19 protein-coding genes and 1 pseudogene are annotated in these 21209 nt (G+C 61.5%); 7 read left to right on the forward strand and 13 right to left on the reverse strand.

The genetic code is table 11. The features are described from left to right. Positions 1-91: 91 nt before the first annotated feature. Entirely contained in the window at positions 92-3190 is a 3099-nt protein-coding gene (locus tag BBF94_RS25090) for an efflux RND transporter permease subunit (RefSeq protein WP_065261625.1), read from the reverse strand. A gap of 15 nt (positions 3191-3205) precedes the next feature. Continuing rightward, positions 3206-4363, reverse strand: a complete 1158-nt coding sequence (locus tag BBF94_RS25095; protein WP_065261626.1) for an efflux RND transporter periplasmic adaptor subunit — start codon at positions 4361-4363, stop codon at positions 3206-3208. A gap of 274 nt (positions 4364-4637) precedes the next feature. Here BBF94_RS25095 and BBF94_RS25100 point away from each other — a divergent pair, with 274 nt between their 5' ends. Further along, complete coding sequence (locus tag BBF94_RS25100) at positions 4638-5339, forward strand: response regulator transcription factor (RefSeq protein ID WP_065261627.1); 702 nt, start codon at positions 4638-4640, stop codon at positions 5337-5339. 4 nt (positions 5340-5343) lie between these two features. After that, positions 5344-6645 carry an ATP-binding protein gene (locus tag BBF94_RS25105; RefSeq protein ID WP_065261628.1) on the forward strand — a complete coding sequence of 434 codons (1302 nt, stop codon included), beginning with the start codon at positions 5344-5346 and terminating at the stop codon, positions 6643-6645. A 121-nt stretch (positions 6646-6766) separates the two neighbouring features. Here BBF94_RS25105 and pncA read toward each other — a convergent pair whose 3' ends face one another. The 4 genes from pncA to BBF94_RS25125 all read right to left on the reverse strand — a co-directional run bounded on the left by pncA (position 6767) and on the right by BBF94_RS25125 (position 9281). After that, a complete protein-coding gene (gene pncA, locus BBF94_RS25110) occupies positions 6767-7393 on the reverse strand; it encodes a bifunctional nicotinamidase/pyrazinamidase (RefSeq protein ID WP_065261629.1) in 627 nt (208 codons plus the stop codon). A 51-nt stretch (positions 7394-7444) separates the two neighbouring features. After that, positions 7445-8203, reverse strand: a complete 759-nt coding sequence (locus BBF94_RS25115; protein ID WP_065261630.1) for an anti-sigma factor family protein — start codon at positions 8201-8203, stop codon at positions 7445-7447. Beyond that, complete coding sequence (locus tag BBF94_RS25120; RefSeq protein ID WP_082302464.1) at positions 8200-8685, reverse strand: RNA polymerase sigma factor; 486 nt, start codon at positions 8683-8685, stop codon at positions 8200-8202. Before BBF94_RS25120 ends, BBF94_RS25115 begins: the two co-directional genes overlap by 4 nt. 62 nt (positions 8686-8747) lie before the next feature. Further along, entirely contained in the window at positions 8748-9281 is a 534-nt protein-coding gene (locus BBF94_RS25125; protein WP_065261631.1) for a tetratricopeptide repeat protein, read from the reverse strand. Between the two features lie 157 nt (positions 9282-9438). On the opposite strand from BBF94_RS25125, the gene BBF94_RS25130 reads away from it, so the two are divergent. From BBF94_RS25130 to nudC, 3 genes are all read left to right on the forward strand, one after another. Then, a complete protein-coding gene (locus BBF94_RS25130) occupies positions 9439-10212 on the forward strand; it encodes a class I SAM-dependent methyltransferase (protein ID WP_065261632.1) in 774 nt (257 codons plus the stop codon). 82 nt (positions 10213-10294) lie between these two features. Then, positions 10295-11107: a crotonase/enoyl-CoA hydratase family protein gene (locus BBF94_RS25135; protein WP_065261633.1), complete on the forward strand. Its 813-nt coding sequence runs from the start codon at positions 10295-10297 to the stop codon at positions 11105-11107. 6 nt (positions 11108-11113) lie between these two features. Further along, positions 11114-11944 (forward strand): NAD(+) diphosphatase, encoded by an 831-nt coding sequence (gene nudC / locus BBF94_RS25140; protein WP_065261634.1) that lies wholly within the window; start codon positions 11114-11116, stop codon positions 11942-11944. Here the strand turns inward: nudC and BBF94_RS25145 are convergent. The 3 genes from BBF94_RS25145 to BBF94_RS25155 all read right to left on the reverse strand — a co-directional run bounded on the left by BBF94_RS25145 (position 11912) and on the right by BBF94_RS25155 (position 13967). Continuing rightward, positions 11912-12691: a TSUP family transporter gene (locus tag BBF94_RS25145; RefSeq protein WP_065261635.1), complete on the reverse strand. Its 780-nt coding sequence runs from the start codon at positions 12689-12691 to the stop codon at positions 11912-11914. The two genes, nudC and BBF94_RS25145, sit on opposite strands and share 33 nt — an antisense overlap. Positions 12692-12868: 177 nt before the next feature. Next, on the reverse strand, positions 12869-13348 hold the full coding sequence (locus tag BBF94_RS25150) for a nuclear transport factor 2 family protein (RefSeq protein WP_065261636.1): 480 nt from the start codon (positions 13346-13348) through the stop codon (positions 12869-12871). A 52-nt stretch (positions 13349-13400) separates the two neighbouring features. Beyond that, the gene (locus BBF94_RS25155; protein ID WP_065261637.1) at positions 13401-13967 is read right to left on the reverse strand and encodes a TetR/AcrR family transcriptional regulator; all 567 of its coding nucleotides are present in this window, start codon (positions 13965-13967) and stop codon (positions 13401-13403) included. Between the two features lie 246 nt (positions 13968-14213). Here BBF94_RS25155 and pssA point away from each other — a divergent pair, with 246 nt between their 5' ends. Next, entirely contained in the window at positions 14214-15557 is a 1344-nt protein-coding gene (gene pssA, locus BBF94_RS25160) for a CDP-diacylglycerol--serine O-phosphatidyltransferase (RefSeq protein ID WP_065261638.1), read from the forward strand. A 150-nt stretch (positions 15558-15707) separates the two neighbouring features. Here the strand turns inward: pssA and efeO (BBF94_RS25165) are convergent, their stop codons facing one another. The 4 genes and pseudogenes from efeO (BBF94_RS25165) to efeU form a co-directional block, all read right to left on the reverse strand. Next, complete coding sequence (efeO, locus tag BBF94_RS25165; protein ID WP_065261639.1) at positions 15708-16532, reverse strand: iron uptake system protein EfeO; 825 nt, start codon at positions 16530-16532, stop codon at positions 15708-15710. Positions 16533-16553: 21 nt separating this feature from the next. Then, positions 16554-17852: an iron uptake transporter deferrochelatase/peroxidase subunit gene (gene efeB, locus BBF94_RS25170; RefSeq protein ID WP_065261640.1), complete on the reverse strand. Its 1299-nt coding sequence runs from the start codon at positions 17850-17852 to the stop codon at positions 16554-16556. Positions 17853-17869: 17 nt separating this feature from the next. Then, positions 17870-19069, reverse strand: coding sequence for an iron uptake system protein EfeO (gene efeO / locus BBF94_RS25175; protein WP_065261641.1), 1200 nt, complete (start codon positions 19067-19069; stop codon positions 17870-17872). Positions 19070-19077: 8 nt separating this feature from the next. Then, a pseudogene (gene efeU, locus BBF94_RS25180) lies at positions 19078-19925 on the reverse strand (iron uptake transporter permease EfeU). Positions 19926-20146: 221 nt separating this feature from the next. On the opposite strand from efeU, the gene BBF94_RS25185 reads away from it, so the two are divergent. Then, the gene (locus BBF94_RS25185; RefSeq protein ID WP_065261642.1) at positions 20147-21163 is read left to right on the forward strand and encodes an AraC family transcriptional regulator; all 1017 of its coding nucleotides are present in this window, start codon (positions 20147-20149) and stop codon (positions 21161-21163) included. The last annotated feature ends 46 nt before the right edge of the window (positions 21164-21209 follow it).

Genomic DNA, 21209 nt, shown 5'->3' on the forward strand with positions numbered 1-21209 from the left:
CAACGCCCCGCTCACGAAGGCGACCGGCCAGCCAACATCAACGTTGAATGTGCCGACGCTTTCGCGAGCAGGCTCGCTCCCGCTATCGGGATCAGTGGTGTCTGGTGGTTTTGCGCACAAGCTTGATTACGACAACGAAGAACACCGGCACAAAAATCACCGCCAATGTCGCGGTAATCATCCCGCCGATCACCCCGGTACCGATGGCTTGCTGGCTCGCCGAGCTCGCGCCCGTGGCGATCGCCAACGGTACGACACCCAAAATGAACGCCAGCGACGTCATGACGATCGGCCGCAAGCGCATGCGTGCCGCTTGCAACGTGGCGTCAATCAGGTCGTGACCTTCGTCATACAGGCTCTTGGCAAACTCGATGATCAGGATCGCGTTCTTCGCCGACAGGCCGATGATGGTGATCAAACCGACCTTGAAGAACACATCGTTGGGCATCCCGCGCAGCGTGACCGCCAGCACTGCGCCAAGCACGCCCAGCGGTACGACAAGCAGCACCGAAGTCGGAATTGACCAGCTCTCGTACAGCGCCGCCAGGCACAGGAACACGATCAGCAGCGACAGCCCGAGCAGAATCGGCGCCTGACTGCCGGACAAGCGCTCCTGCAGCGACAGACCGGTCCATTCCTGACCCAGACCTTGCGGGCCCTGAGCTACCAGCCGCTCGATTTCGGCCATGGCTTCACCGGTGGTATGTCCGGGTGAGGGTTCGCCGGAAATCGCGATGGCCGGGTAGCCGTTGTATCGGGTCAACTGCGTCGGACCCTGAGTCCAGGTCGCCTTGACGAACGCCGACAGCGGCACCATTTTCCCGGCGTCATTGCGTACATGCATTTTGAGCAGATCATCAACCTGGCTGCGGCGGTCACCTTCGGCCTGCACGACCACCCGTTGCATGCGCCCTTGATTGGGGAAGTCGTTGACATAGGAGGAACCGACGGCCGTGGACAGCACGTTGCTGATATCGGCGAACGATACCCCCAGCGCATTGGCCTGCTTGCGGTCCACTTCCAGCTGCACCTGCGGCGCTTCGGCCAACGCGCTTTCACGTACATTCATCAGGATCGGACTTTCTTCGGCGTCATGCAGCAGTTCGGTTCTGGCCTGCATCAGCGCGGCATGACCGAGGCCTCCGCGGTCTTGCAGACGGAACTCGAAGCCACTTGAAGTGCCGAGACCGTCCACTGGCGGCGGCAGTACCGAGAACGCCATCGCATCCTTGATCTGGCTCAGGGCGATGTTGGCGCGGTCGGCAATCGAGCTGGCCGAGTCGTCGCTGCCGCGATGCGACCAGTCCTTGAGCGTGGTGAATGCCAGTGCGGCGTTCTGCCCGCTGCCGGAGAAGCTGAAGCCGAGAATCACTACGCTGTCGCTGATACCCGGTTCGCCGTTGTTGTGCGCTTCGAGTTGTTCGGCGACCTGCACAGTACGGTTCTTGGTCGCGCCCGGCGGCAGTTGAATGTCGGTTATGGTGTAACCCTGGTCCTCGACCGGCAGGAACGAGGAGGGCAGACGTGCGAAGCACAGGCCCAGACCGACCAACAGCACAACGTAAATCAGTAAATAACGACCGGTACGTTTCAGCGCGTAACCGACCCAGCCCTGGTAACGATCACTCAGTCGTTCAAAGCGGCGGTTGAACCAGCCGAAGAACCCGGTTTTCTCGTGATGTTCGCCCTTGGCCACCGGTTTGAGCAGCGTGGCGCACAGTGCCGGGGTCAAGGTCAGGGCGAGGAAGGCCGAGAACAGAATGGAGGTGGCCATGGACAGCGAAAACTGCCGGTAGATCACCCCGACCGAACCCTGCATGAACGCCATCGGAATGAACACCGCAACCAGCACCAGCGTGATACCGATGATCGCTCCGGTGATCTGCCGCATCGCCTTGCGTGTCGCCTCTTTCGGTGACAGGCCTTCAGTGGCCATGATCCGCTCGACGTTCTCCACCACCACGATGGCGTCATCCACCAGAATGCCGATGGCCAGCACCATGCCGAACATGGTCAGCACGTTGATCGAGAAGCCCAGCGCGAGCATGGTCGCGAAGGTGCCCATCAGCGCCACCGGTACCACCAGCGTCGGGATCAGCGTGTAGCGGATGTTCTGCAGGAACAGGAACATCACCGCGAACACCAGCAGCATCGCTTCGCCGAGGGTGTAGACCACTTTGGTGATCGAGACCTTCACGAACGGCGAGGTGTCGTAAGGGATCTTGTATTCCACGCCCTTCGGAAAGTAACGCGACAGCTCATCCATTTTTGCCCGGATCAGCGTTGCGGTACTCAGCGCGTTGGCGCCCGGCGAGAGCTGCACGCCGACGGCGGTGGACGGCTTGCCGTTCAAGCGGGTGCCGAACTGGTATTCCTGGCTGCCGATTTCCACCCGTGCCACATCCTTGATGCGCACGGTGGAACCGTCCGGGTTGGCCTTGAGCACGATGTCGGCGAACTCTTCCGGCGTCGACAATTGCCCCTTGACCAGAACCGTCGCGGTGATTTCCTGTGTGCCGGGGTTCGGCAGGTCGCCGATGCTGCCCGCCGAGACCTGGGCATTCTGCGCGACGATGGCGGCATTGACGTCGGCCGGTGTCAGGTTGAAACCGATCAGCTTCTGCGGATCGACCCAGATCCGCATCGCCCGCTCGGCACCATACAACTGGGCCTTGCCGACACCGTCGATGCGTTTGATTTCGTTCATCACGTTGCGCGCCAGGTAATCGCTGAGCGCCACGTCATCGAGCTTGCCGTCGCTGGACGTGAGACTGATCAACAAGAGGAAGCCGGCGGAGACCTTCTCCACCTGCAAGCCTTGCTGATTGACCGCCTGCGGCAGACGCGACTCGACGGCCTTCAGTCGGTTCTGCACATCGACCTGCGCCAGTTCCGGGTTGGTGCCGGGCTGGAACGTCGCCTTGATCGTGGCGCTGCCGAGGCTGCTTTGCGATTCGAAATACAGCAAGTGATCGGCGCCGTTGAGCTCTTCCTCGATCAGGCTGACCACGCTTTCGTCGACGGTCTGCGCCGAGGCGCCCGGGTACACGGCATAGATTTCGATCTGCGGCGGTGCGACGTCCGGGTATTGCGCCACCGGCAACTGCGGGATGGCCAGCGCGCCGGCCAACAGGATGAACAACGCGACGACCCAGGCGAATACCGGGCGGTCGATAAAAAATTGCGGCATGGAAGAGCGTCCTGCTTACTGACCAGAGGTCTGGGCAAGTGGAAGAGGGGTGTCGTCGATCTGCACGGTTTCACCGGGGCGGGCGTGCTGCAAGCCTTCGATGACCACGCGGTCGCCGGCCTTCAGGCCGCCGGTGACGATCCAGCGATCATTTTGTACGGCGCCCAGCTGAACCGGTTGCAGGGCGACGCGCATCTGATCGTCGACGGTCAGCACCTGGGCCACGCCGGCGCTGTCACGTTGAACGGCACGTTGCGGCACAGTGAGGCCATGCTGGATCACGCCTTGTTCCAGTCGCACGCGCACGTAGCTGCCGGGCAGCAAGTCGAGGTCCGGGTTGGGGAACTCGCTGCGCAAAACGATCTGCCCGGTGCCCGGATCGACCGTGATGTCGCTGAACAGCAATTTGCCTGGCAATGGATAGAGGCTGCCGTCGTCCTGGATCAGCGTGGCCTTGACCTGATCCTGGCCCACCTGCTGCAACTGGCCGGAGCGGAAGGCCCGGCGCAGCTCATTCAATTCACGGGTGGACTGGGTGAGGTCGGCGTGGATCGGGTTCAGTTGCTGGATCAGTGCCATTGGCGTGGTTTCGTTCTGGCCGACCAATGCGCCTTCGGTCACCAGAGCGCGGCCGACGCGGCCGGAAATCGGCGCGGTGACGGTGGCGTAACCGAGGTTCAGCTTCGCCCGCTCGACGGCGGCCTTGTTGGCGGCAACCTCGGCGGCGGTCTGCCGTGCGGTGGCGCGGGCGTTGTCGTAGTCCTGAGCGCTGATGGCCTTGTCGTCGATCAATTGGGCGTAGCGTTGCTCCTGCAACTTCGCCTGAAAGGTGTTGGCCTCGGCCTTGCGCAGGGCGGCTTCGGCGCTGTCCAGGTCGGCCTTGAACGGCGCCGGGTCGATGCGGAACAGCACGTCGCCCTTTTTCACGTCGCTGCCTTCGCGATAGGTGCGTTGCAGCACCACGCCAGCCACTCGGGCGCGGACTTCGGCGATGCGTGGCGCGGCAATGCGCCCGCTCAGTTCACTGGTGATCGAGAGGGGGCGTGCCTCAAGGGTTTCGACCCGCACGGTGGCCGGCGGCGTCTGTTCCTCGGCGTCAGAGGATTTATCACACGCACTCAGCGTCAGCGCCAATGCGATCAGGCCGAGCCCGGCCAGCAGATTCTTCGACATGTACAACCCCCAATATTGATCTGCGCATCCTACGGGCAGGCACCGAGGGTAGCGGTGAAGCTTTGTAGGCGCTGTGTGAAATTGTGTAAGGGTTTTGCTCAGGGACGATTGCGGGCGTATATCCTTTACGCCTTGAATTATTTCGTGACTGTTGAACCGCTTTCGCGAGCAGGCTCGCTCCCACAGGTTTTGTTTACGACGCAAATCCGATGTGGGAGCGAGCCTGCTCGCGAAGGGGGCCTGACAAACACCACCGCGATATCTGGACACCTCAATGCCCAACATCCTCCTGGTCGAAGACGACACCGCCCTCGCCGAACTGATTTCCAGCTACCTGGAGCGCAACGGTTATTCCGTCAGCGTGATCGGGCGTGGCGACCATGTGCGCGAACGGGCGCGGCTCAATCCGCCGGATCTGGTGATTCTCGACCTGATGCTGCCGGGCCTCGACGGCTTGCAGGTCTGCCGACTGCTGCGCGCCGACTCCGCGACGCTGCCGATCCTGATGCTCACCGCACGCGATGACAGCCACGACCAGGTGCTGGGCCTGGAAATGGGCGCTGACGACTATGTCACCAAACCCTGCGAACCACGGGTTCTGCTGGCGCGAGTGCGGACTTTGCTGCGCCGCAGTAGCCTCGGCGAGCCGATGACCGCCAACGATCGGATCCTGATGGGTAATCTGTGCATTGACCTGTCCGAGCGCACCGTGACGTGGCGTGATCAACCGGTGGAGCTGTCCAGCGGCGAATACAATCTGTTGGTGGTGCTGGCCCGGCATGCCGGTGAGGTATTGAGTCGCGATCAGATCCTGCAACGCCTGCGCGGTATCGAATTCAACGGCACTGACCGTTCGGTGGACGTGGCGATTTCCAAGTTGCGGCGCAAGTTCGACGACCACGCGGGCGAAGCGCGCAAGATCAAGACCGTGTGGGGCAAGGGGTATCTGTTCAGCCGTTCCGAGTGGGAATGCTGAGTCGATGTTCAGAATCCTGTTTCGCCTGTATCTGGTGACGATCATTTCCTACAGCGCGGCGATCTATCTGGTGCCGGATCTGGTGGTGATGGCGTTCAGGGATCGTTTCGTCACCTATAACCTCGACTATTCCCGTGGCCTGCAATCGCTGATCACCAAGCAGTTTCGCGCCGTGCCGCAGGATCAGTGGCCGGCGGTTGCCGCAGCAATGGACAAGGATTTCCAGCCGCTGCACATTGTCCTGGCCCGTATCGACAACGCCGATTTCACCCCGATCGAACAAGAGCGTCTGCGCCGCGGCGAAAACGTGGTGCGTATCGGAGACTGGGGCTGGCGCACGCTGGCGGTGACACCGTTGAACGGGGAAATCGCCGTGCAAATGGTGGTGCCACCGGATCCGATGGACGTGAATTTGCTGTACTGGAGCATCAACGTACTGATCGGCGCGAGCCTGCTGGCATGCCTGTTGCTCTGGCTGCGCCCGCACTGGCGGGATCTGGAGCGACTCAAGGGCACCGCCGAACGTTTCGGCAAGGGGCATTTGAGCGAGCGTACGCAAATCGCTCCAAGTTCGAACATCGGCAGTCTGGCAAGCGTGTTCGACACCATGGCCGGCGACATCGAAAACCTGCTCAATCAGCAGCGCGACCTGCTCAATGCGGTGTCCCACGAACTGCGCACACCGCTGACCCGTCTGGACTTCGGCCTGGCGCTGGCGCTGTCCGATGACTTGCCGCAAACCAGTCGTGAGCGCCTGCAAGGTCTGGTCGCGCACATTCGCGAACTCGATGAACTGGTGCTGGAGTTGCTGTCCTACAGCCGCCTGCAGAATCCGGCGCGTTTGCCGGAGCAGGTCGAGGTGGCGCTGGACGAATTCATCGACAGCATTCTGGGCAGCGTCGACGAAGAACTGGAATCGCCGGACATCGTCATCGATGTGCTGCTGCACAACCAGCTGGAACGCTTTTCTCTCGATCCGCGTCTGACCGCCCGGGCGATTCAGAACCTGCTGCGCAACGCCATGCGCTACTGCGAAAAGCGCATTCAGATCGGCGTGCAGGTCTGCCCCAAGGGTTGCGAGATCTGGGTGGATGACGACGGGATCGGCATTCCGGAGGATGAGCGGGAGCGGATTTTCGAGCCGTTCTATCGACTCGATCGCAGCCGTGACCGGGCGACCGGCGGGTTTGGCCTGGGACTGGCGATCAGCCGGCGGGCGCTGGAAGCGCAGGGCGGGACGTTGACGGTGGAAGGCTCGCCGTTGGGTGGGGCACGGTTCAGGCTTTGGCTACCGACCCCGACCTGATATTGGCGCGAAACCCGTGGCGAGGGAGCTTGCTCCCGCCGGGCTGCGAAGCAGGCCTCTACTAAAGGGCCGCCGCGTGTCCTTGGCGGGAGCAAGCTCCCTCGCCACAAATCGACATCGCTCAGAGCAATTCAGTGGACTGAATCAACCCGACCCCGGCCACCTGCATCCGCTCGATCGCCGAGGCCAGCGAGCCGTTCATGTCGATTGCCCGGCACGCATCCAGCACCACAAATGTATTGAATCCTGCCGCCCGCGCGTCCAGTGCGGAAAACATCACGCAAAAATCCAGCGCCAGCCCGACCATGTACACCGTGTCGATCCCGCGCTCTTTCAGATAACCGGCCAGCCCGGTGGTGGTCGCCCGATCCGCCTCCAGAAACGCCGAATAACTGTCGATGTCCGGGTTGCAGCCCTTGCGGATGATCAGTTGCGCGTGGGGCAGTTTGAGTCCGGAGTGAAAATCGGCGCCGTGTGAGCCCTGAATGCAGTGATCCGGCCAGAGCGTCTGTTCGCCGTATGGCAGTTGAATCACGTCGTACGGCTGGCGACCCGGATGGCTGGAGGCAAAGGAAGCATGGCCCGCCGGGTGCCAGTCCTGAGCGATGACCACTTGCTTGAACTGCCCGGCCAGGCTATTGATCAGCGGGACGATCAGATCACCTTCGGGCACGGCCAGTCGGCCACCGGGAGTGAAATCGTTCTGGACATCGATGACCAGCAATGCGGTGCGCGGTGAAATCGGCATGTAAGGGTTCCTCCCTGGATAATCACTCGCCAAGCATAGTGACAGGCAGGCTCATGTGCTCAGCCGCTCTTTAAACATTTTCGCCAGATCTTCCAGCTCGGCGATCGGGTTATGGCCGATCAGCATCCAGGCGTGCTCGCGTTCAGTCCAGTACACCACGTTCATCCCGTGCCGCCGTTCGTGGGCCAGTGCCTGACTGCCGCTGTTGGAACGCGTGACGCACAGCGCCAGCGGGCCGTGTGTGGCGTCGAGCCAGGTCATTTGTGCAATGGGCACACCGTCGTATTCAAGTAGCTGCGCACGTTTGAACTGCGCGCTGGGCAGTTTCAGTTTTGCTGGCGACAGGCTCAGGCCCAACCGCGTATCGACGGTACGCAACTGCGCCAGTTGCGAGGCTTCGTCGGTGGTCAGGTGTTCAAGGGTTTGCGGCACGTACATCGCCATGTAATCGCCCACCCGTTCTCGCCAGTCGTTCGATTGCTGCGCTTGCCAGCCCAGGAACAAACGGTCGGCCGCCACCCCCGCGAGCGCCATGCCCGCTGCCGCCGCGCCGATGAACCAGCGCCGGCTGAATCCGGGCCGTTGCGGGGAGGGCGCGGCATCAAGCCGGGCTTGCAGGCGATCAAGCGGCGCCTGTCGGGCGAGTTCGTCATAAGCATCGCGATAGGGCAGATTGCTGCGACTCAGCCACTGCACCCGAAGATTGAGCAGCGGATCATCGGCGACAAGACTGTCGAGCTGACTGCGCTGTTCGCAGTCCAGTTCCTCGTCCAGATACGCTACCAGTTGTTCGTCGGAAGGCGTATTCATTGCCGGTCTCCTGCGGGGCTGTCCGGTACCGCATGCAGCGGCGGGTATTCGGCGAGTTTCAGGCGTGCGGTGGCCAGACGGCTCATCACCGTGCCGATCGGCACTTGCAGGATCTCGGCGACTTCGCGGTATGACAGGCCTTCGACGTACGCCAGATACACGGTTTCACGCTGGGTTTCGGGCAACGCATCGACACGGCGGATCACCTGAGTCGCCATCACATGGGTGTGCGCGGCGTATTCGCCGTCGACGGTCAGCTGGCCGTCGGCGTCCACGGTGCCCTGGCCCTGACGCACGCGACGGGCGCGCACTTCGTTGAGCCAGATCGAATGCAGAATGCTCAGCAGCCAGCGGTCCATGCGCGTGCCGGCCACGTACTGGCCCGAACGCTCCAGCGCCCGTACACAGGTGGCCTGCACCAGATCCTCGGCCACATGCCGATTTCGCGACAGCAGCAAGCCGTAGCGCCACAGGCGCGCCAGGTGTTGTCCGAGTTCGGCTCTGAATGCCTGATCGCTGAAAATGATCGCCTCCGCGTGTCGTGTCAGGTTTTCGATGAATCGTTGATGGCCTCGGCCAGGTCCCGGTATTCCTCGCAGGTAGTGCCGCAAATCTTGCGGATGTGCTGCAACTGCTCCTGCGCCAGATCGATGCGGCCCTTGATGACGTAAGCCTCGCCCAAATACTCGCGCACCTGCGCGTACTGTGGATCGAGCCTGACCGATTGCAGGTAATAACCGATGCCTTCGTCGGTACGTCCCAGCTTGCGCGTGGCGTAACCGCGATAGTTCAGCGCCTTGGCGGTGTTGGGCTGTTTCAGGGTGTCGAGCAAGGCCAGGGCTTCTTCATATCGGCCATCCTTCGCCAGGCGATAGGCATAGTCGGTGCGATCCGAGTCCGGTAACAGGCTGCTGGTCTGCATCACGCATTTCTGTGATTTGCTGTCGTAGACCTGACCTTTCGGGCAGTTGGGTTTCTGCACCGGCTCGTCTTCATCACCGTGGGCCAGGGCCAAAGGGCTGGACAACATCGCGGCCATCAGCAACGGGGCGGCGAACATAACGGAACGGATAGTCATGGGCAAGGCTCCATAGTGGGTCATGTCTGAGGTTGAACACCGCAAGGTGAAGTTTTATTCATTGCTTTGTCAGCCGCCATTCAAGGAAAGCCCGGACCCGAGCGCTATGCTCCAGACGTCTGTCGTCGATCCGTCGTTCCACATTGGGAGTCGCGCCATGAAAGATCAGGTTCACCACAGCGCTGCCGCCGGTTACAAAACTGCCGCCGAAACCTACGTCAAAGGCCGGCCGGACTATCCGCCGGCGGTGACCGACTGGCTGACGGCAACCCTGGATCTGGACACCCGCAAGACCGTTATCGACCTTGGCGCCGGCACCGGCAAGTTCACCGGACGGCTGGTGGCGACCGGTGCGCAGGTGATCGCCGTGGAACCGGTGTCACAAATGCTGGAGAAACTGTCCGCCAACTGGCCCGACGTATTGGCCGTGAGCGCCATGGCGACGGATCTGCCGCTGCCCGACGCCTCGGTGGACGTGGTGGTCTGCGCACAGGCCTTTCACTGGTTCGCCAGCACCGAGGCGCTGGATGAAATCGCCCGGGTGCTGAAACCGGGCGGCAAGCTCGGGCTGATCTGGAACCTGCGCGATACCCGGGTCGGCTGGGTGCCCAAGCTCGATGCCATCGTCAATGCCCGGGAAGGCGACACGCCGCGCTACTACACCGGCGCCTGGCGCAAAGTGTTTCCGCATCCGGCGTTCGGGCCATTGCAGGCTCAGCACTTTCATCATGGCCATACCGGCTCGCCGGAAGACGTGATTTTCAACCGGGTGCGTTCCACCAGTTTCATCGCGGCACTGCCTGATGCAGAGCGGGCAAGAGTCGATGAGCAGCTACGCGAGTTGATCGCGTCCGATCCCGAGCTGCGGGGCAGGGATGTGATGACCGTGCCGTACGAGACCGCGGCGTTCGTGGCCGTAAGGGGCGGTTAGAGTCCTGCATTTGGCCGAACCGCCGTTCTGCGGCCTTGATATAGTTCAGGCCTCATTTTCAGACCGGTAAAGGATTTCTGCCATGACTCAATACACCGCCTTCAGCGTCGAACTGGCCGACAACATCGCTCATGTGCAGATCAACCGGCCGGAAAAGATCAACGCGATGAATGCCGCGTTCTGGAGCGAAATCGTCGAGGTGTTCCAGTGGATCGACGATACCGACGAAGTGCGGGTGGTGGTGCTCAGCGGAGCCGGCAAACATTTCTCTTCGGGCATCGACCTGATGATGCTGGCCGGCGTGGCCAATGAGCTGGGCAAGGATGTCGGCCGCAACGCGCGCCTGCTGCGCAAAAAGATCCTCACGCTGCAAGCCTCTTTCAATGCCGTCGACAATTGCCGCAAACCGGTGCTCGCGGCGATTCAGGGTTACTGCCTGGGAGGCGCGATCGATCTGATCGCGGCCTGCGACATGCGCTACGCCGCCGAAGACGCACAATTCTCCATCAAGGAAATCGATATCGGCATGGCGGCCGACGTCGGTACGTTGCAACGGTTGCCACGAATCATCGGTGACGGCATGCTGCGTGAGCTGGCCTACACCGGTCGTACCTTTGGCGCCGATGAAGCGCGCAGCATTGGTCTGGTCAATCGCGTCTACAGCGACAAGGACAGCCTGATCGAAGGCGTGATGGACATTGCACGGGACATCGCCGGCAAGTCGCCGATCGCGGTCACCGGCACCAAGGAAATGATCAGCTACATGCGCGACCATCGCATCGACGATGGTCTGGAGTACGTTGCCACCTGGAACGCCGCCATGTTGCAATCCAACGACTTGCGCGTGGCCATGGCCGCCCACATGAGCAAACAGAAACCCGAATTTCTGGATTGAAAAACCATGACATCTCGTTGGACCACCGCAGTACTGGACACCGATCAACCCGGCGGCTGGGCCGTCGCGCGCAGCCCCGAGGGCTTTCTGTTCGATGACAACGGCGTGCTGTTCCCCCGGGAATGGCTCAAGCGCCAGGCGTTGTCGGTCCTCGCCGAGCACGGCATCGGCCACCTCGATGGCGAACCGGTGTACCTGCTGGAACTGCACGGCACCAGCGAGGTGCCGGGTTGTAACTGGAAAGGGCTGCGAGCGTTCATGCTCGACGGTGATCACACGATCTACAAGGTGCTGGGTTATGCCGCACAGATCGGCACATGGGCCCGTGAACACCGTTTCTGCGGCAATTGCGGTCAGCCCATGACCCAGATCCCGCGCGAGCGGGCGATGTATTGCCAGCCGTGTGACCTGCGCAGCTACCCGCGGATCTCGCCGAGCATGATCGTGCTGGTAACCCGTGGCGATGAAGTGCTGCTGGCGCGCTCACCGCGCTTCGTGACCGGGGTCTACAGCACGCTGGCCGGTTTCGCCGAGCCTGGGGAATCGGCCGAGGACTGCCTGATTCGCGAAGTGCGCGAAGAAGTCAGCATCGAGGTGAAAAACATTCAGTACATGGGCAGCCAGTGCTGGCCGTTCCCGCATTCGATGATGCTGGGCTTCCATGCCGAATACGCCGGTGGCGAGATTGTCTGTCAGGAAGACGAGATCGAAGACGCCCAGTGGTTCAACGTGCACGATCTGCCGCCGTTGCCGGCGTCGAAATCGATTGCACGTTATTTGATAGACGTTTACGTGGCGCGACGCTTAGGCCACGTTGAACCAGTGTTGCCAGGCTAGACGCACGGTCAGTCCCAGCACCACGGTGATGAATACCGGACGAATGAATTTGGCGCCGCCGCTGATCGCGGTGCGCGCCCCGAAGAATGCGCCGACCATCACCGACAGGCCCATGCACAGGCCGATGATCCAGTCCACCTGACCGGAAAACACGAACACCGACAGCGCCGCAATGTTGCTGACGAAGTTCATGCTGCGCGCCACGCCGCTGGCCTTGACCAGATCGATCGGGTAAAGCAGCAGGCTGCTGACGGTCCAGAATGCGCCAGTGCCCGGACCGGCCACGCCATCGTAGAAACCGAGACTGAAACCCTGACTCGATTGCCACGTCTTCTTGATCGGTGCGTCGCTGTCCAGTGGCGCCTTTGGCGTGCCGCCAAACAACAGATACAGGCCACAGGCGAACACGATCACCGGCAGCATCTTGTTCAGCCATTCCGCCGGGAGATAGTGGGCGACGATGGCGCCGGTCAGCGCACCGACCAGCGTGCCGATGATCGCGTGCATCCACTGCTCTGGATGGAACAACTTGCGCCGGTAGAAGGTGAAACTCGCGGTGGCCGAGCCGAAGGTCGAACTCAATTTGTTGGTGCCCAGCACCAGGTGCGGCGGCAGACCGGCAGTGAGCAACGCCGGCGTGGTCAACAGACCGCCACCGCCGGCGATGGCGTCGATGAATCCGGCAATGAAAGCGACAAGGGCCAGGACGGCCAGGGTGGTGAGGTCAACGCTGAGTTCGAAAGGCATGGAATCGGCTTATTCGGCAGGTTGCAGAGCTGGGCTGCGGGGAGGGCTGTCATGTTACTCATTTCCGGTTGTTGCGGCGACCCATAAGGCCTCATCGCCGGCAAGCCAGCTCCCACCCCCTCTGCGCTAACCCTGTGAAAGCCGGCAAGCCCGCTCTCACAGGGTGTCACTGTGTTGTCAGAGCCCCAGTTCGGACAACCCTGGATGATCATCCGGGCGTCGGCCCAGCGGCCAGTGGAACTTGCGCTCGCTTTCCTTGATCGGCATGTCATTGATGCAGGCATAACGCTGGAACATCAGGCCGTTCTCGTCGAACTCCCAGTTTTCGTTGCCATAGGAACGGAACCAGTTACCCGAATCGTCGTGCCATTCGTAGGCGTAGCGCACGGCGATGCGGGTATCGGAAAACGCCCAGAGTTCCTTGATCAGCCGGTAATCCAGCTCCTTCGCCCATTTGCGGGTCAGGAAGGCCTTGGCTTCCTCGCGATTGTTGGCGAATTCGGCGCGGTTGCGCCATTTGGTGTCCAGGGTATAGGCCAGCGATACCCGCTGGGGATCGCGGGAGTTCCAGCCATCCTCGGCCAGACGAACTTTTTCGATGGCCGATTCACGGTTGAAGGGTGGCAATGGCGGACGCACTTCGGCTGCAGTAGACATGTTTGTCTCCCGATCAAATTAACGATTTAACAACTTGTCGCTTATTGAGGCATTACAGGTCCAATAACTTTCGCGCCATGCATTGCGCATTATCGGCGGCACTGTGATCACCCATCACAAGCGCTACGGTAATGGCGCCGTCAATCAGGATCAGCAACTGTCTGGCCAGCAGTTGCGGGTCCTCGGCACCATGTTCGGTACACAGCTCGCACAGGTAGTCGAGCAGCTTCTGTTTGTGGTCTTTGGCGACCTGGCGCACAGGATCCTGCGGATCGCCGGTCTCGCCGCTGGTATTGATGAAGGCGCAGCCCCGGAAGCCTTCCGAGGCGAACCAGGCCTTGAGCACGGTAAACAGATTGAGCAGGCGATCGGCCGGAGTCTCGGCCTGATCGACGGCGCTTCTGTACCAATGCATCCAGCGCACGTCGCGGCGTTGCAGAGCGGCGACGGTCAGCTCCTCCTTGTTGGCGAAGTAGCGGTAGATACTCTTTCTGGAAACACCGGCGGTTTTCACCAGAAGATCCATGCCGGTGGCCGCGATGCCACTCTTGTAGATCAACTTTTCGGTGACATCCAGAATGATGTCGCGGGTCGTGTCGTTGCTTGTGATTTCGTTCATGAGGCGTACAGTAGAACGATCGTTCTCCTTGGTCAAGCGCTGATTTTGAAATGGCTTTATTGATCGTTCCCACGCAGAGCGTGGGAATGCCTCAAGGGACGCTCTGCGTTCCAGCTCTGGAAGGGACGCGGAGCGTCCCGGGACGCAGAGCGTGGGAACGATCAGTCATTGCAGACACTCACAAGACCCGAACGGGTTGATGGTGTAAGCTCTCGGGTTCTTCGGATTCGACCCATTGCGAGCCCTATGCCGTTGCTTTTCAAACGCTCTCTGCTGCCCAAGCTGCGCAGCTTTCCGCTGACCGCCGAGGCCGTGACCATCCTGTCCGGCGCCGCCGAGTTTCGTCGTTGCCTGCTGGAGAACATCGCCCAGGCGACCCGGCGCATCTATCTCGTCGCGCTTTATCTGCAAAACGACGAAGCCGGTCAGGAAATTCTCGAAGCCTTGCACGCCGCCAAACTCAAGCGCCCCGAGCTTGAGGTCGTGGTGGTGGTCGACTGGCTGCGCGCCCAGCGCGGCTTGATCGGAGCCGGCAAGCAGCCGGGCAATGCGGCCTGGTATCAGGAAATGACTCGCACCCACCAGAGCGTGGTGCCGGTCTACGGCGTGCCGGTGCAGACTCGCGAGCTGTTCGGTGTGCTGCATCTCAAAGGCTTCGTGATCGATGATCGAGTGGTCTACAGCGGTGCCAGCCTGAACAACGTTTACCTGTACAAGTTCGACAAGTACCGCTTCGACCGTTATCACGTGCTGCAGAGCCGTGAGCTGGCGGACTCGATGCATCATCTGGTCAAGCACGGCCTGATCGAATCGAAAGCGGTGCATCGTCTCGATCTGCCGAAACTGCCGACCACCCGCAGCTTGCGCAACGACATTGGTGACCTGCGCAGTCGCCTCAAATACGCCGCTTACGACACCAGTGCCGGCAGCACCGCGCAGACCGGCCTGTCAGTCAGCCCGTTGCTCGGTGTCGGCAAGAACAATCCGCTGAACCGGGTAATCCTGGAGCTGATCGCCAGCGCCCAGAAACAACTGACCATCTGCACGCCGTACTTCAACCTGCCGCTGGGGGTGATCCGCGAGATCAACCGGGCGCTGGCGCGCGGGGTGACGATCGACATCGTGGTTGGCGACAAGACTGCCAACGACTTCTACATTCCGCCGAGCGAGCCGTTCAAGGTGATCGCGGCGCTGCCGTACCTTTACGAGATCAGCCTGCGCCGTTTTGCCAAGCGTCATCAGCGCCACATCGACAGCGGCCAGTTGAACCTGCATCTGTGGCGTGAGGGTGATAACAGCTATCACCTCAAGGGCATGTGGATCGACCAGCGCTACACGCTGCTGACCGGCAACAACCTCAACCCGCGGGCGTTTCGTCTCGATCTGGAAAACGCCTTGCTGATCGACGACCCGAAAGGCGAGTGGCTGGAGCCGCGACGGCTGGAGCTGGAAAACATCTTCGAACACACCACGCGGATCGAGCGATTCCAGGACCTGGAAGCCTTGCCGGATTACCCGGCCGGGGTGGCCAAGTTCCTCAAGCGTGTGAGCCGGGTGCGGGTGGAGCGGTTGCTCTATCGCATTCTCTAAGGCACAGAGTTTTCAGCGCCTCTAAAAATGCCTTCGCGAGCAAGCTCGCTCCCACATTGGACCTTCGCTGAGCACAATTTTTGTGTTCAACAAAGACCTCGTGTGGGAGCGAGCTTGCTCGCGAAATGGGTAGAACAGGCGCTACAAGTCTCAGTTCAGACCGAGCTTGCCACGCAAAGTCGACAGGTCTTCAGCCAACGTATTGACCGGACCGACCAGCGCCTTGCGGTCGTTGTCCTTCACTTTGTCATACGTCTCGAAACCACCATCCTTGGTCTTGTACTTGGCCAGGATCCTGTCCACGGTGGCGAAGTTCTTGTCGACTTTGGCCACGAAGGCCTTGTCCTGCTTCTCGATCTGCGGGCGGAACAGGTCGACGATTTTCTTCGCGCCGTCGATGTTGCCCTGGAAGTCATAGAGGTCGGTGTGACTGTAGCGGTCTTCCTCACCGGAGACCTTGGTGGCAGCGACTTCTTCCAGCAGGGCGGCGGCACCGCCCACGACTTTTTCAGGCGGGAACGTCAGGCCGGCGACGCGGGTCTGCAGGTCCTGGACGTCTTTATCCAGCTTATCGGCCAGATCATTCAGACCCTGGGTGCTTTTCTCCGAGAACAGCGAATATTCGAGGCGGTGGAAACCGGTGAAGTCTTCGGCCTTCACACCTTTTTCGTGGTCGTCGACGCGGGAGTCGATGGACGCGTCGAGGTCACTGAACAGCTCGGCAATCGGCTCGATCGACTCGTAGTAGACGCGGGTCGGTGCATAGAGTTTCTGCGCGGTGGCCAGGTCTCCCTTTTTCACGGCGTCGGTGAATTGCTTGGTGTGGGTGCCCAGTTGGTCCAGTTGCTCGGTGACGTAGATCTTGTAGTCCGAAACCGGCCCGACCAGATCCAGCGGTGCGGTCGCCGCGAACGCCGACAGCGGTGTGTTGAGTAAACCCAGGGTCAGCAATAACGCGATGGGCGTCTTTTTCATCGGGGCGGCTCCTGTTGAGTGCTATGCAGTTGTTTTTGGTAGGGTAGCGTCGAGCAGTGAGCGACCGATGAAATCCTTGTCGCCCGTGACACCCGGCAGGGTGAAGAAGTAACCGCCGCCGACCGGCTTGAGGTATTCCTCCAGCGGTTCGCCGTTGAGGCGGGTCTGTACGGTGATGAAGCCTTTTTCCAGGTCGGCCTGGTAGCAGATGAACAGCAGGCCCATGTCGAGCTGGCCGTTCTTGTTCACGCCGTTGGAATAGTTGAAGGGCCGGCGCAGGATCAGGTTGGCCTGGCTTTCGGCGGTACGCGGGTTGGCCAGGCGGATGTGTGCGTCTAGCCTGGTCAGCTTGCCTTCCGGGTCCTTGCTGTAGTCCGGGACTTCGGTCTCGTGGCTGGCGCCTATCGGCGCGCCGGTGGTTTTCACCCGGCCGATGATGCTTTCCTGTTCCTGCAATGGCGTGCGGTCCCAGCGTTCGACGAAGTTGCGGATGATCCGCACCGCCTGATAACTGCCGTGAGCAGCCCAGGCCGGTTCGTCGCTGCCCGGTTGCACCCAGACAATGCGGTCCATGGCCTTGGCGTCGTTGGAATCCGGGTTGGCCGAGCCGTCACGGAATCCGAGGAAATTACGCGCCGACTGCGCCGGAACACCGGGTTTGGCCGGGGCTTGCGGCGGCACGCTGCCTTCCTGTTTCCAGCGCACCAGCAACAGGTCCGGCAGGTTTTTCACGATGTCGCGCAGGGCATGGATATTGGTGTCGGCAGTGTTGGAACAGAACTGCAGGCTCAAATCGCCGTGGCAGCAATCGGCTTCCAGCGCATCGTTGGGGAACCCGACCATGCGCACCAGGCGCTTGGGTTTGGCGGCGGCGAGCCCGAAGCGCTCGTCGAACAACGACTCACCCACCGACACGGTGATGGTCAGGTTGTCCGGGGTGACCACCGGGCCGAGGATGCCGGAATCCGGCGGCGGCAGTTTCGGGTCGATCTGCGCCACCGGGCCGCCCTTCATCAGGAACGCGATGCGCTCGTTGAGGGTGCGGAACAGGCGTTCGAGGTCTTCGCGGTCGCTGGCCAGTACATCGAACGACACCAGCATGCCGGATGCCGGGCGCGGAGTGACGATGCCGGTCTGGTGCACGCCATGAAAATCGTGGTGATCCTGGGTCTTGTCGCTGCTCGGCGCTTCGGTGACTTGTGCAGGGGCGGCGGCCATGGCCGGGCAGCTCAGGGCGGTGCCGGCCAGCGCGACGCCGGCTGCGCCCATGCCCATCAGTACACGGCGGCGTTGCAGGTTGAAGTGTTCGCAATCGTTCATCGGTAGTCGTCTTCTGCTTACAGGCCGGAGAGGCCGAGGGCGGGATCAATGGCGTCGAGGGCGTCGGCCAGCGCCTTGGCCTTGTCGGCAATCTGTTTGCGTTGTTCACCGCTGACGGTGTCGTAACTCGCGTAGCCGTCCTTGACCTTGAAGCCGTTCAGGGTGTTGTCAAAATCGCCCAGCGCGCTGTCGATCTTCGGCAGCAGGTCGGCGGCGGATTTCGTCAGCAGGGGGCGCAGCAGTTCGACGACTTTGTGCGCCGTCTCCAGATTGGCCGCGAAGCCGTTGAGGTCGCCGTGGCTGTAGCGTTCCTCTTCGCCGCTGGCGGCGCGCACGTCGGCCAGGGTGTTGAGGTTGCGCACAAGGATTTCCACCAGTTGCTCCGGCGGCAGCGACTTGGCCAGCAACTGCTGCTTGAGCGTATTGACGTCGCCCAGCAGCCGCTCGGCAACCGGCGACAAACCGTCGAGGTTGCGTTGCTGAAACAGCGCGTACTCGATGCGATGGAAGCCGACGAAGGCCGGGTCCTGCTCGCGTTTTTCGAAGTAATCGGCGCGGGCGTTGATGCTGTTGTCCAGCTCGGCCAGGCGTTGTGCGGCTGGTGCCAGGTGCTGATACGCGGTGCGTGCCGGCAGGTACGCCGCCTGGGCCTGGGCCAGGTCACCGCTGTTGATCGCCTGATTGAGCGTCGTGACCGCTCTGATCAGCGCGCTGCTCTGAGTGGCCAGATACACGCGGAACTCCGACAGTGGCCCGACAAACGCGACCATCGACGGCTTGGCCTTGGCGGCAGCGTCCGAAGCCGCCGTCGGCGTGACATGCAGCACACCGCGCGGATTGCTCAGCAGGCCGCAGGTGATGGCGTAGTCGCCGGGTTGCAGGTTGGCGTTGATTACCTGGCTCAGGCCCGGCGCGATGTTTTCGCGTTCTTCGATCACCAGCACGCCGTCGAGGATTTCCCATTCCACCGCTCGCTCGGAGCGGTTGACGATGCGGAAACTGGCGTGCCCGGCGGGTACGCTCAGTTCGTTGGGCTCGCAACTGCCAGGGTGAATGTTGACCACCACTTCGTCATGGTTGTGCTGACGTTTGGCGGCAGCCATTTTCGAGGCGTAGTAGAACAGGCCGCCGGCGGCGATCATCACGACCACCGAACCGGCCACCGCCCAGCGCAAGGCACGGGGAGGCGAGGCCTGAGAATTATTAGGCTTTGACATGGAGGCCCTTATTGACTGGAAGCGGAATTCGAGGCGGCGGCTTTGGGCGCCGGGGCGGGAGCCGGATAGAAGAACATCACCAGCGCCACCACCAGATAGATCAGGTACGCACCGAGGGTGCTGACGGTCGGTGCATCCTGGTAACCGAACATGCCGGCCAGTACCGAGCCCATCGGGCCGTCCATCGGCAGCGTTGCGCTGAAGTCGAAGAGTACGGTTTGCAGGTGGTTCCAGACCCCGGCTTCATGCAGTGCCTGTACCGAGTTGGAGAGAATTCCGGCAGCGACCACTAGGATGAACAACCCGGTCCAGCGGAAGAACGCCGACAGATTCAGGCGCATGCTGCCGCTGTAGATCAGGAAACCGACGACGATCGCCAGGATCAGGCCGAGCAGGGCGCCGATCGGCGCGCCCGGGCCCTCGCTCTGCTGGAATACGGCGAGCAGGAAGAACACCGTTTCCAGACCTTCCCGTGCGACGGCGAAAAACACCATGGCGATCAGCGCGATGACCTGATGCTTCGACGCGGTCAGCGCATGGTCCAGGGAGGCCTGCAGTGAATGCTTGATCGAGCGCGCGACCTTGCGCATCCAGAACACCATGGAGCTGAGGATGCGACGGCGACGAGGCCGACCACACCTTCGAACAGTTCCTGTTGCTTCTGCGGGAATTCAGCGCTGACCAGTTCCAGGCCTCCGCCGACCAGCAAGGCCAGCGCGGCGGCGAGAAATACGCCGATCCAAACCGCCGGCATCCATTGGCCGCGGCCGGTCTGTTGCAGGTAGCTGGCGATGATGCCAACGATCAGCGCGGCTTCAATGCCTTCGCGCAGCATGATCAGAAAGGGAACGAGCATTCGGCATCCACTGTGTCACGAAATGAGGTTACAAGTTGTAACATAATGACATTCATTCTCACATGAAATTAATTGACATTTACCTGAACGAAAGCTGAACGGTCTTGAAGATCAACCATTCTCAAATGCATGGGGGGATTATCCGGATGGAGCGAGCCTTGCCCCGCGCAGCTGCGTTAAGATGCCCGCCACTCGTACAACAACAGGATTTGCCTGGATCCATGTCGGAAAAAGACACCATCGCCATTCAGCTGGTGCGTGAAGCACTGCAGCAAAGCTGTGCTCCGGGCGTGGCCACGGAAGAAGTCTTGAACAAGGTCGGCATCGATCCGGCGCTGCTGTCCACAGAAGATGCGCGGGTCCCGGCGAGTCAGTACGCACGGTTGTGGCGGCTGCTGGCCCGGCGGGGTGATGACGAGTTCTTTGGCATGGACCCGCGCAAGCTGAAATCCGGCAGCCTGGAATTCCTCTGCCGCAGCGCCATGGCCCAGCCAAATCTGGCTGCGGGATTGAGTACCGGTCTGAATTTCCTGTCGCTGATGCTTGAGCGCATGCCGGCGCAACTGGTTCACCAGCAAAGTCTGGCGGAGATCGTGCTGCTGGAGGACGACCCCGAGCCGCGCCGCGCCTTTACCTATTTCACTTACTGGATGATCGTCCACGGCGTGGCGTGCTGGCTGGCGGGACGGCGAATCCCGATCCTGGCCATCGAGCTGCGCTGCCCGGCGCCGGCGTTCTGCGACGACTACCGGGTGATGTTCTCGGAGAACCTGCGCTTCGACCGCCCGCGCACACGGATGATTTTTGCCGCCGACGTGCTGGATCTGCCGATCAAGCGCAGTGCCGAGGAATTGAAACGCTTTCTGGCCCATGCGCCGGCCAACATTCTGGTGAAGTACCGCGACCCGGAAAGCCTTGCCAGCCGGATCAAGCAGGATCTGCGACAGTTGCCCGCCGAACAGTGGCCGGAAACCGAAGCCCTGGCCCAACAGTTGTGCATGTCGGCTTCGACCCTGCGTCGGCGTCTGGCCGAAGAAGGGCAGACGTATCAAGGCCTCAAGGACAGCGTGCGCAAGGAGCTGGCGATCACCTGGCTGGCGGAGCCTGCAATCAGTTTCGCCGACATCGCCACACGCCTGGGATTTGCCGATGCGAGCTCGTTCTACAAGGCGTTTCGCAAATGGTCAGGGACCAATCCGGGCCATTACCGCAGCCTGATCCTCAACGAAGCGGTCTGATCCGTCACCAACATCCCCGCCACCCGCTGACCCAACGCCAACTCTC

It is taken from the genome of Pseudomonas bananamidigenes, from assembly GCF_001679645.1.
Classification (GTDB): domain Bacteria; phylum Pseudomonadota; class Gammaproteobacteria; order Pseudomonadales; family Pseudomonadaceae; genus Aquipseudomonas; species Aquipseudomonas bananamidigenes.

What these genes read in the sequence shown, in the direction of transcription:
- BBF94_RS25145 (WP_065261635.1), bottom strand. Translation starts at nt 12,691, where the DNA reads ATGCCTTTCGAACTCAGCGTTGACCTCACCACCCTGGCCGTCCTGGCC.
- efeB (WP_065261640.1), bottom strand. Translation starts at nt 17,852, where the DNA reads ATGAACGATTGCGAACACTTCAACCTGCAACGCCGCCGTGTACTGATG.
- BBF94_RS25090 (WP_065261625.1), bottom strand. Translation starts at nt 3,190, where the DNA reads ATGCCGCAATTTTTTATCGACCGCCCGGTATTCGCCTGGGTCGTCGCG.
- BBF94_RS25105 (WP_065261628.1), top strand. Translation starts at nt 5,344, where the DNA reads ATGTTCAGAATCCTGTTTCGCCTGTATCTGGTGACGATCATTTCCTAC.
- BBF94_RS25125 (WP_065261631.1), bottom strand. Translation starts at nt 9,281, where the DNA reads ATGACTATCCGTTCCGTTATGTTCGCCGCCCCGTTGCTGATGGCCGCG.
- BBF94_RS25150 (WP_065261636.1), bottom strand. Translation starts at nt 13,348, where the DNA reads ATGTCTACTGCAGCCGAAGTGCGTCCGCCATTGCCACCCTTCAACCGT.
- pssA (WP_065261638.1), top strand. Translation starts at nt 14,214, where the DNA reads ATGCCGTTGCTTTTCAAACGCTCTCTGCTGCCCAAGCTGCGCAGCTTT.
- BBF94_RS25135 (WP_065261633.1), top strand. Translation starts at nt 10,295, where the DNA reads ATGACTCAATACACCGCCTTCAGCGTCGAACTGGCCGACAACATCGCT.
- BBF94_RS25115 (WP_065261630.1), bottom strand. Translation starts at nt 8,203, where the DNA reads ATGAATACGCCTTCCGACGAACAACTGGTAGCGTATCTGGACGAGGAA.
- pncA (WP_065261629.1), bottom strand. Translation starts at nt 7,393, where the DNA reads ATGCCGATTTCACCGCGCACCGCATTGCTGGTCATCGATGTCCAGAAC.
- efeO (WP_065261639.1), bottom strand. Translation starts at nt 16,532, where the DNA reads ATGAAAAAGACGCCCATCGCGTTATTGCTGACCCTGGGTTTACTCAAC.
- BBF94_RS25155 (WP_065261637.1), bottom strand. Translation starts at nt 13,967, where the DNA reads ATGAACGAAATCACAAGCAACGACACGACCCGCGACATCATTCTGGAT.
- BBF94_RS25130 (WP_065261632.1), top strand. Translation starts at nt 9,439, where the DNA reads ATGAAAGATCAGGTTCACCACAGCGCTGCCGCCGGTTACAAAACTGCC.
- BBF94_RS25095 (WP_065261626.1), bottom strand. Translation starts at nt 4,363, where the DNA reads ATGTCGAAGAATCTGCTGGCCGGGCTCGGCCTGATCGCATTGGCGCTG.
- BBF94_RS25185 (WP_065261642.1), top strand. Translation starts at nt 20,147, where the DNA reads ATGTCGGAAAAAGACACCATCGCCATTCAGCTGGTGCGTGAAGCACTG.
- BBF94_RS25100 (WP_065261627.1), top strand. Translation starts at nt 4,638, where the DNA reads ATGCCCAACATCCTCCTGGTCGAAGACGACACCGCCCTCGCCGAACTG.
- nudC (WP_065261634.1), top strand. Translation starts at nt 11,114, where the DNA reads ATGACATCTCGTTGGACCACCGCAGTACTGGACACCGATCAACCCGGC.
- efeO (WP_065261641.1), bottom strand. Translation starts at nt 19,069, where the DNA reads ATGTCAAAGCCTAATAATTCTCAGGCCTCGCCTCCCCGTGCCTTGCGC.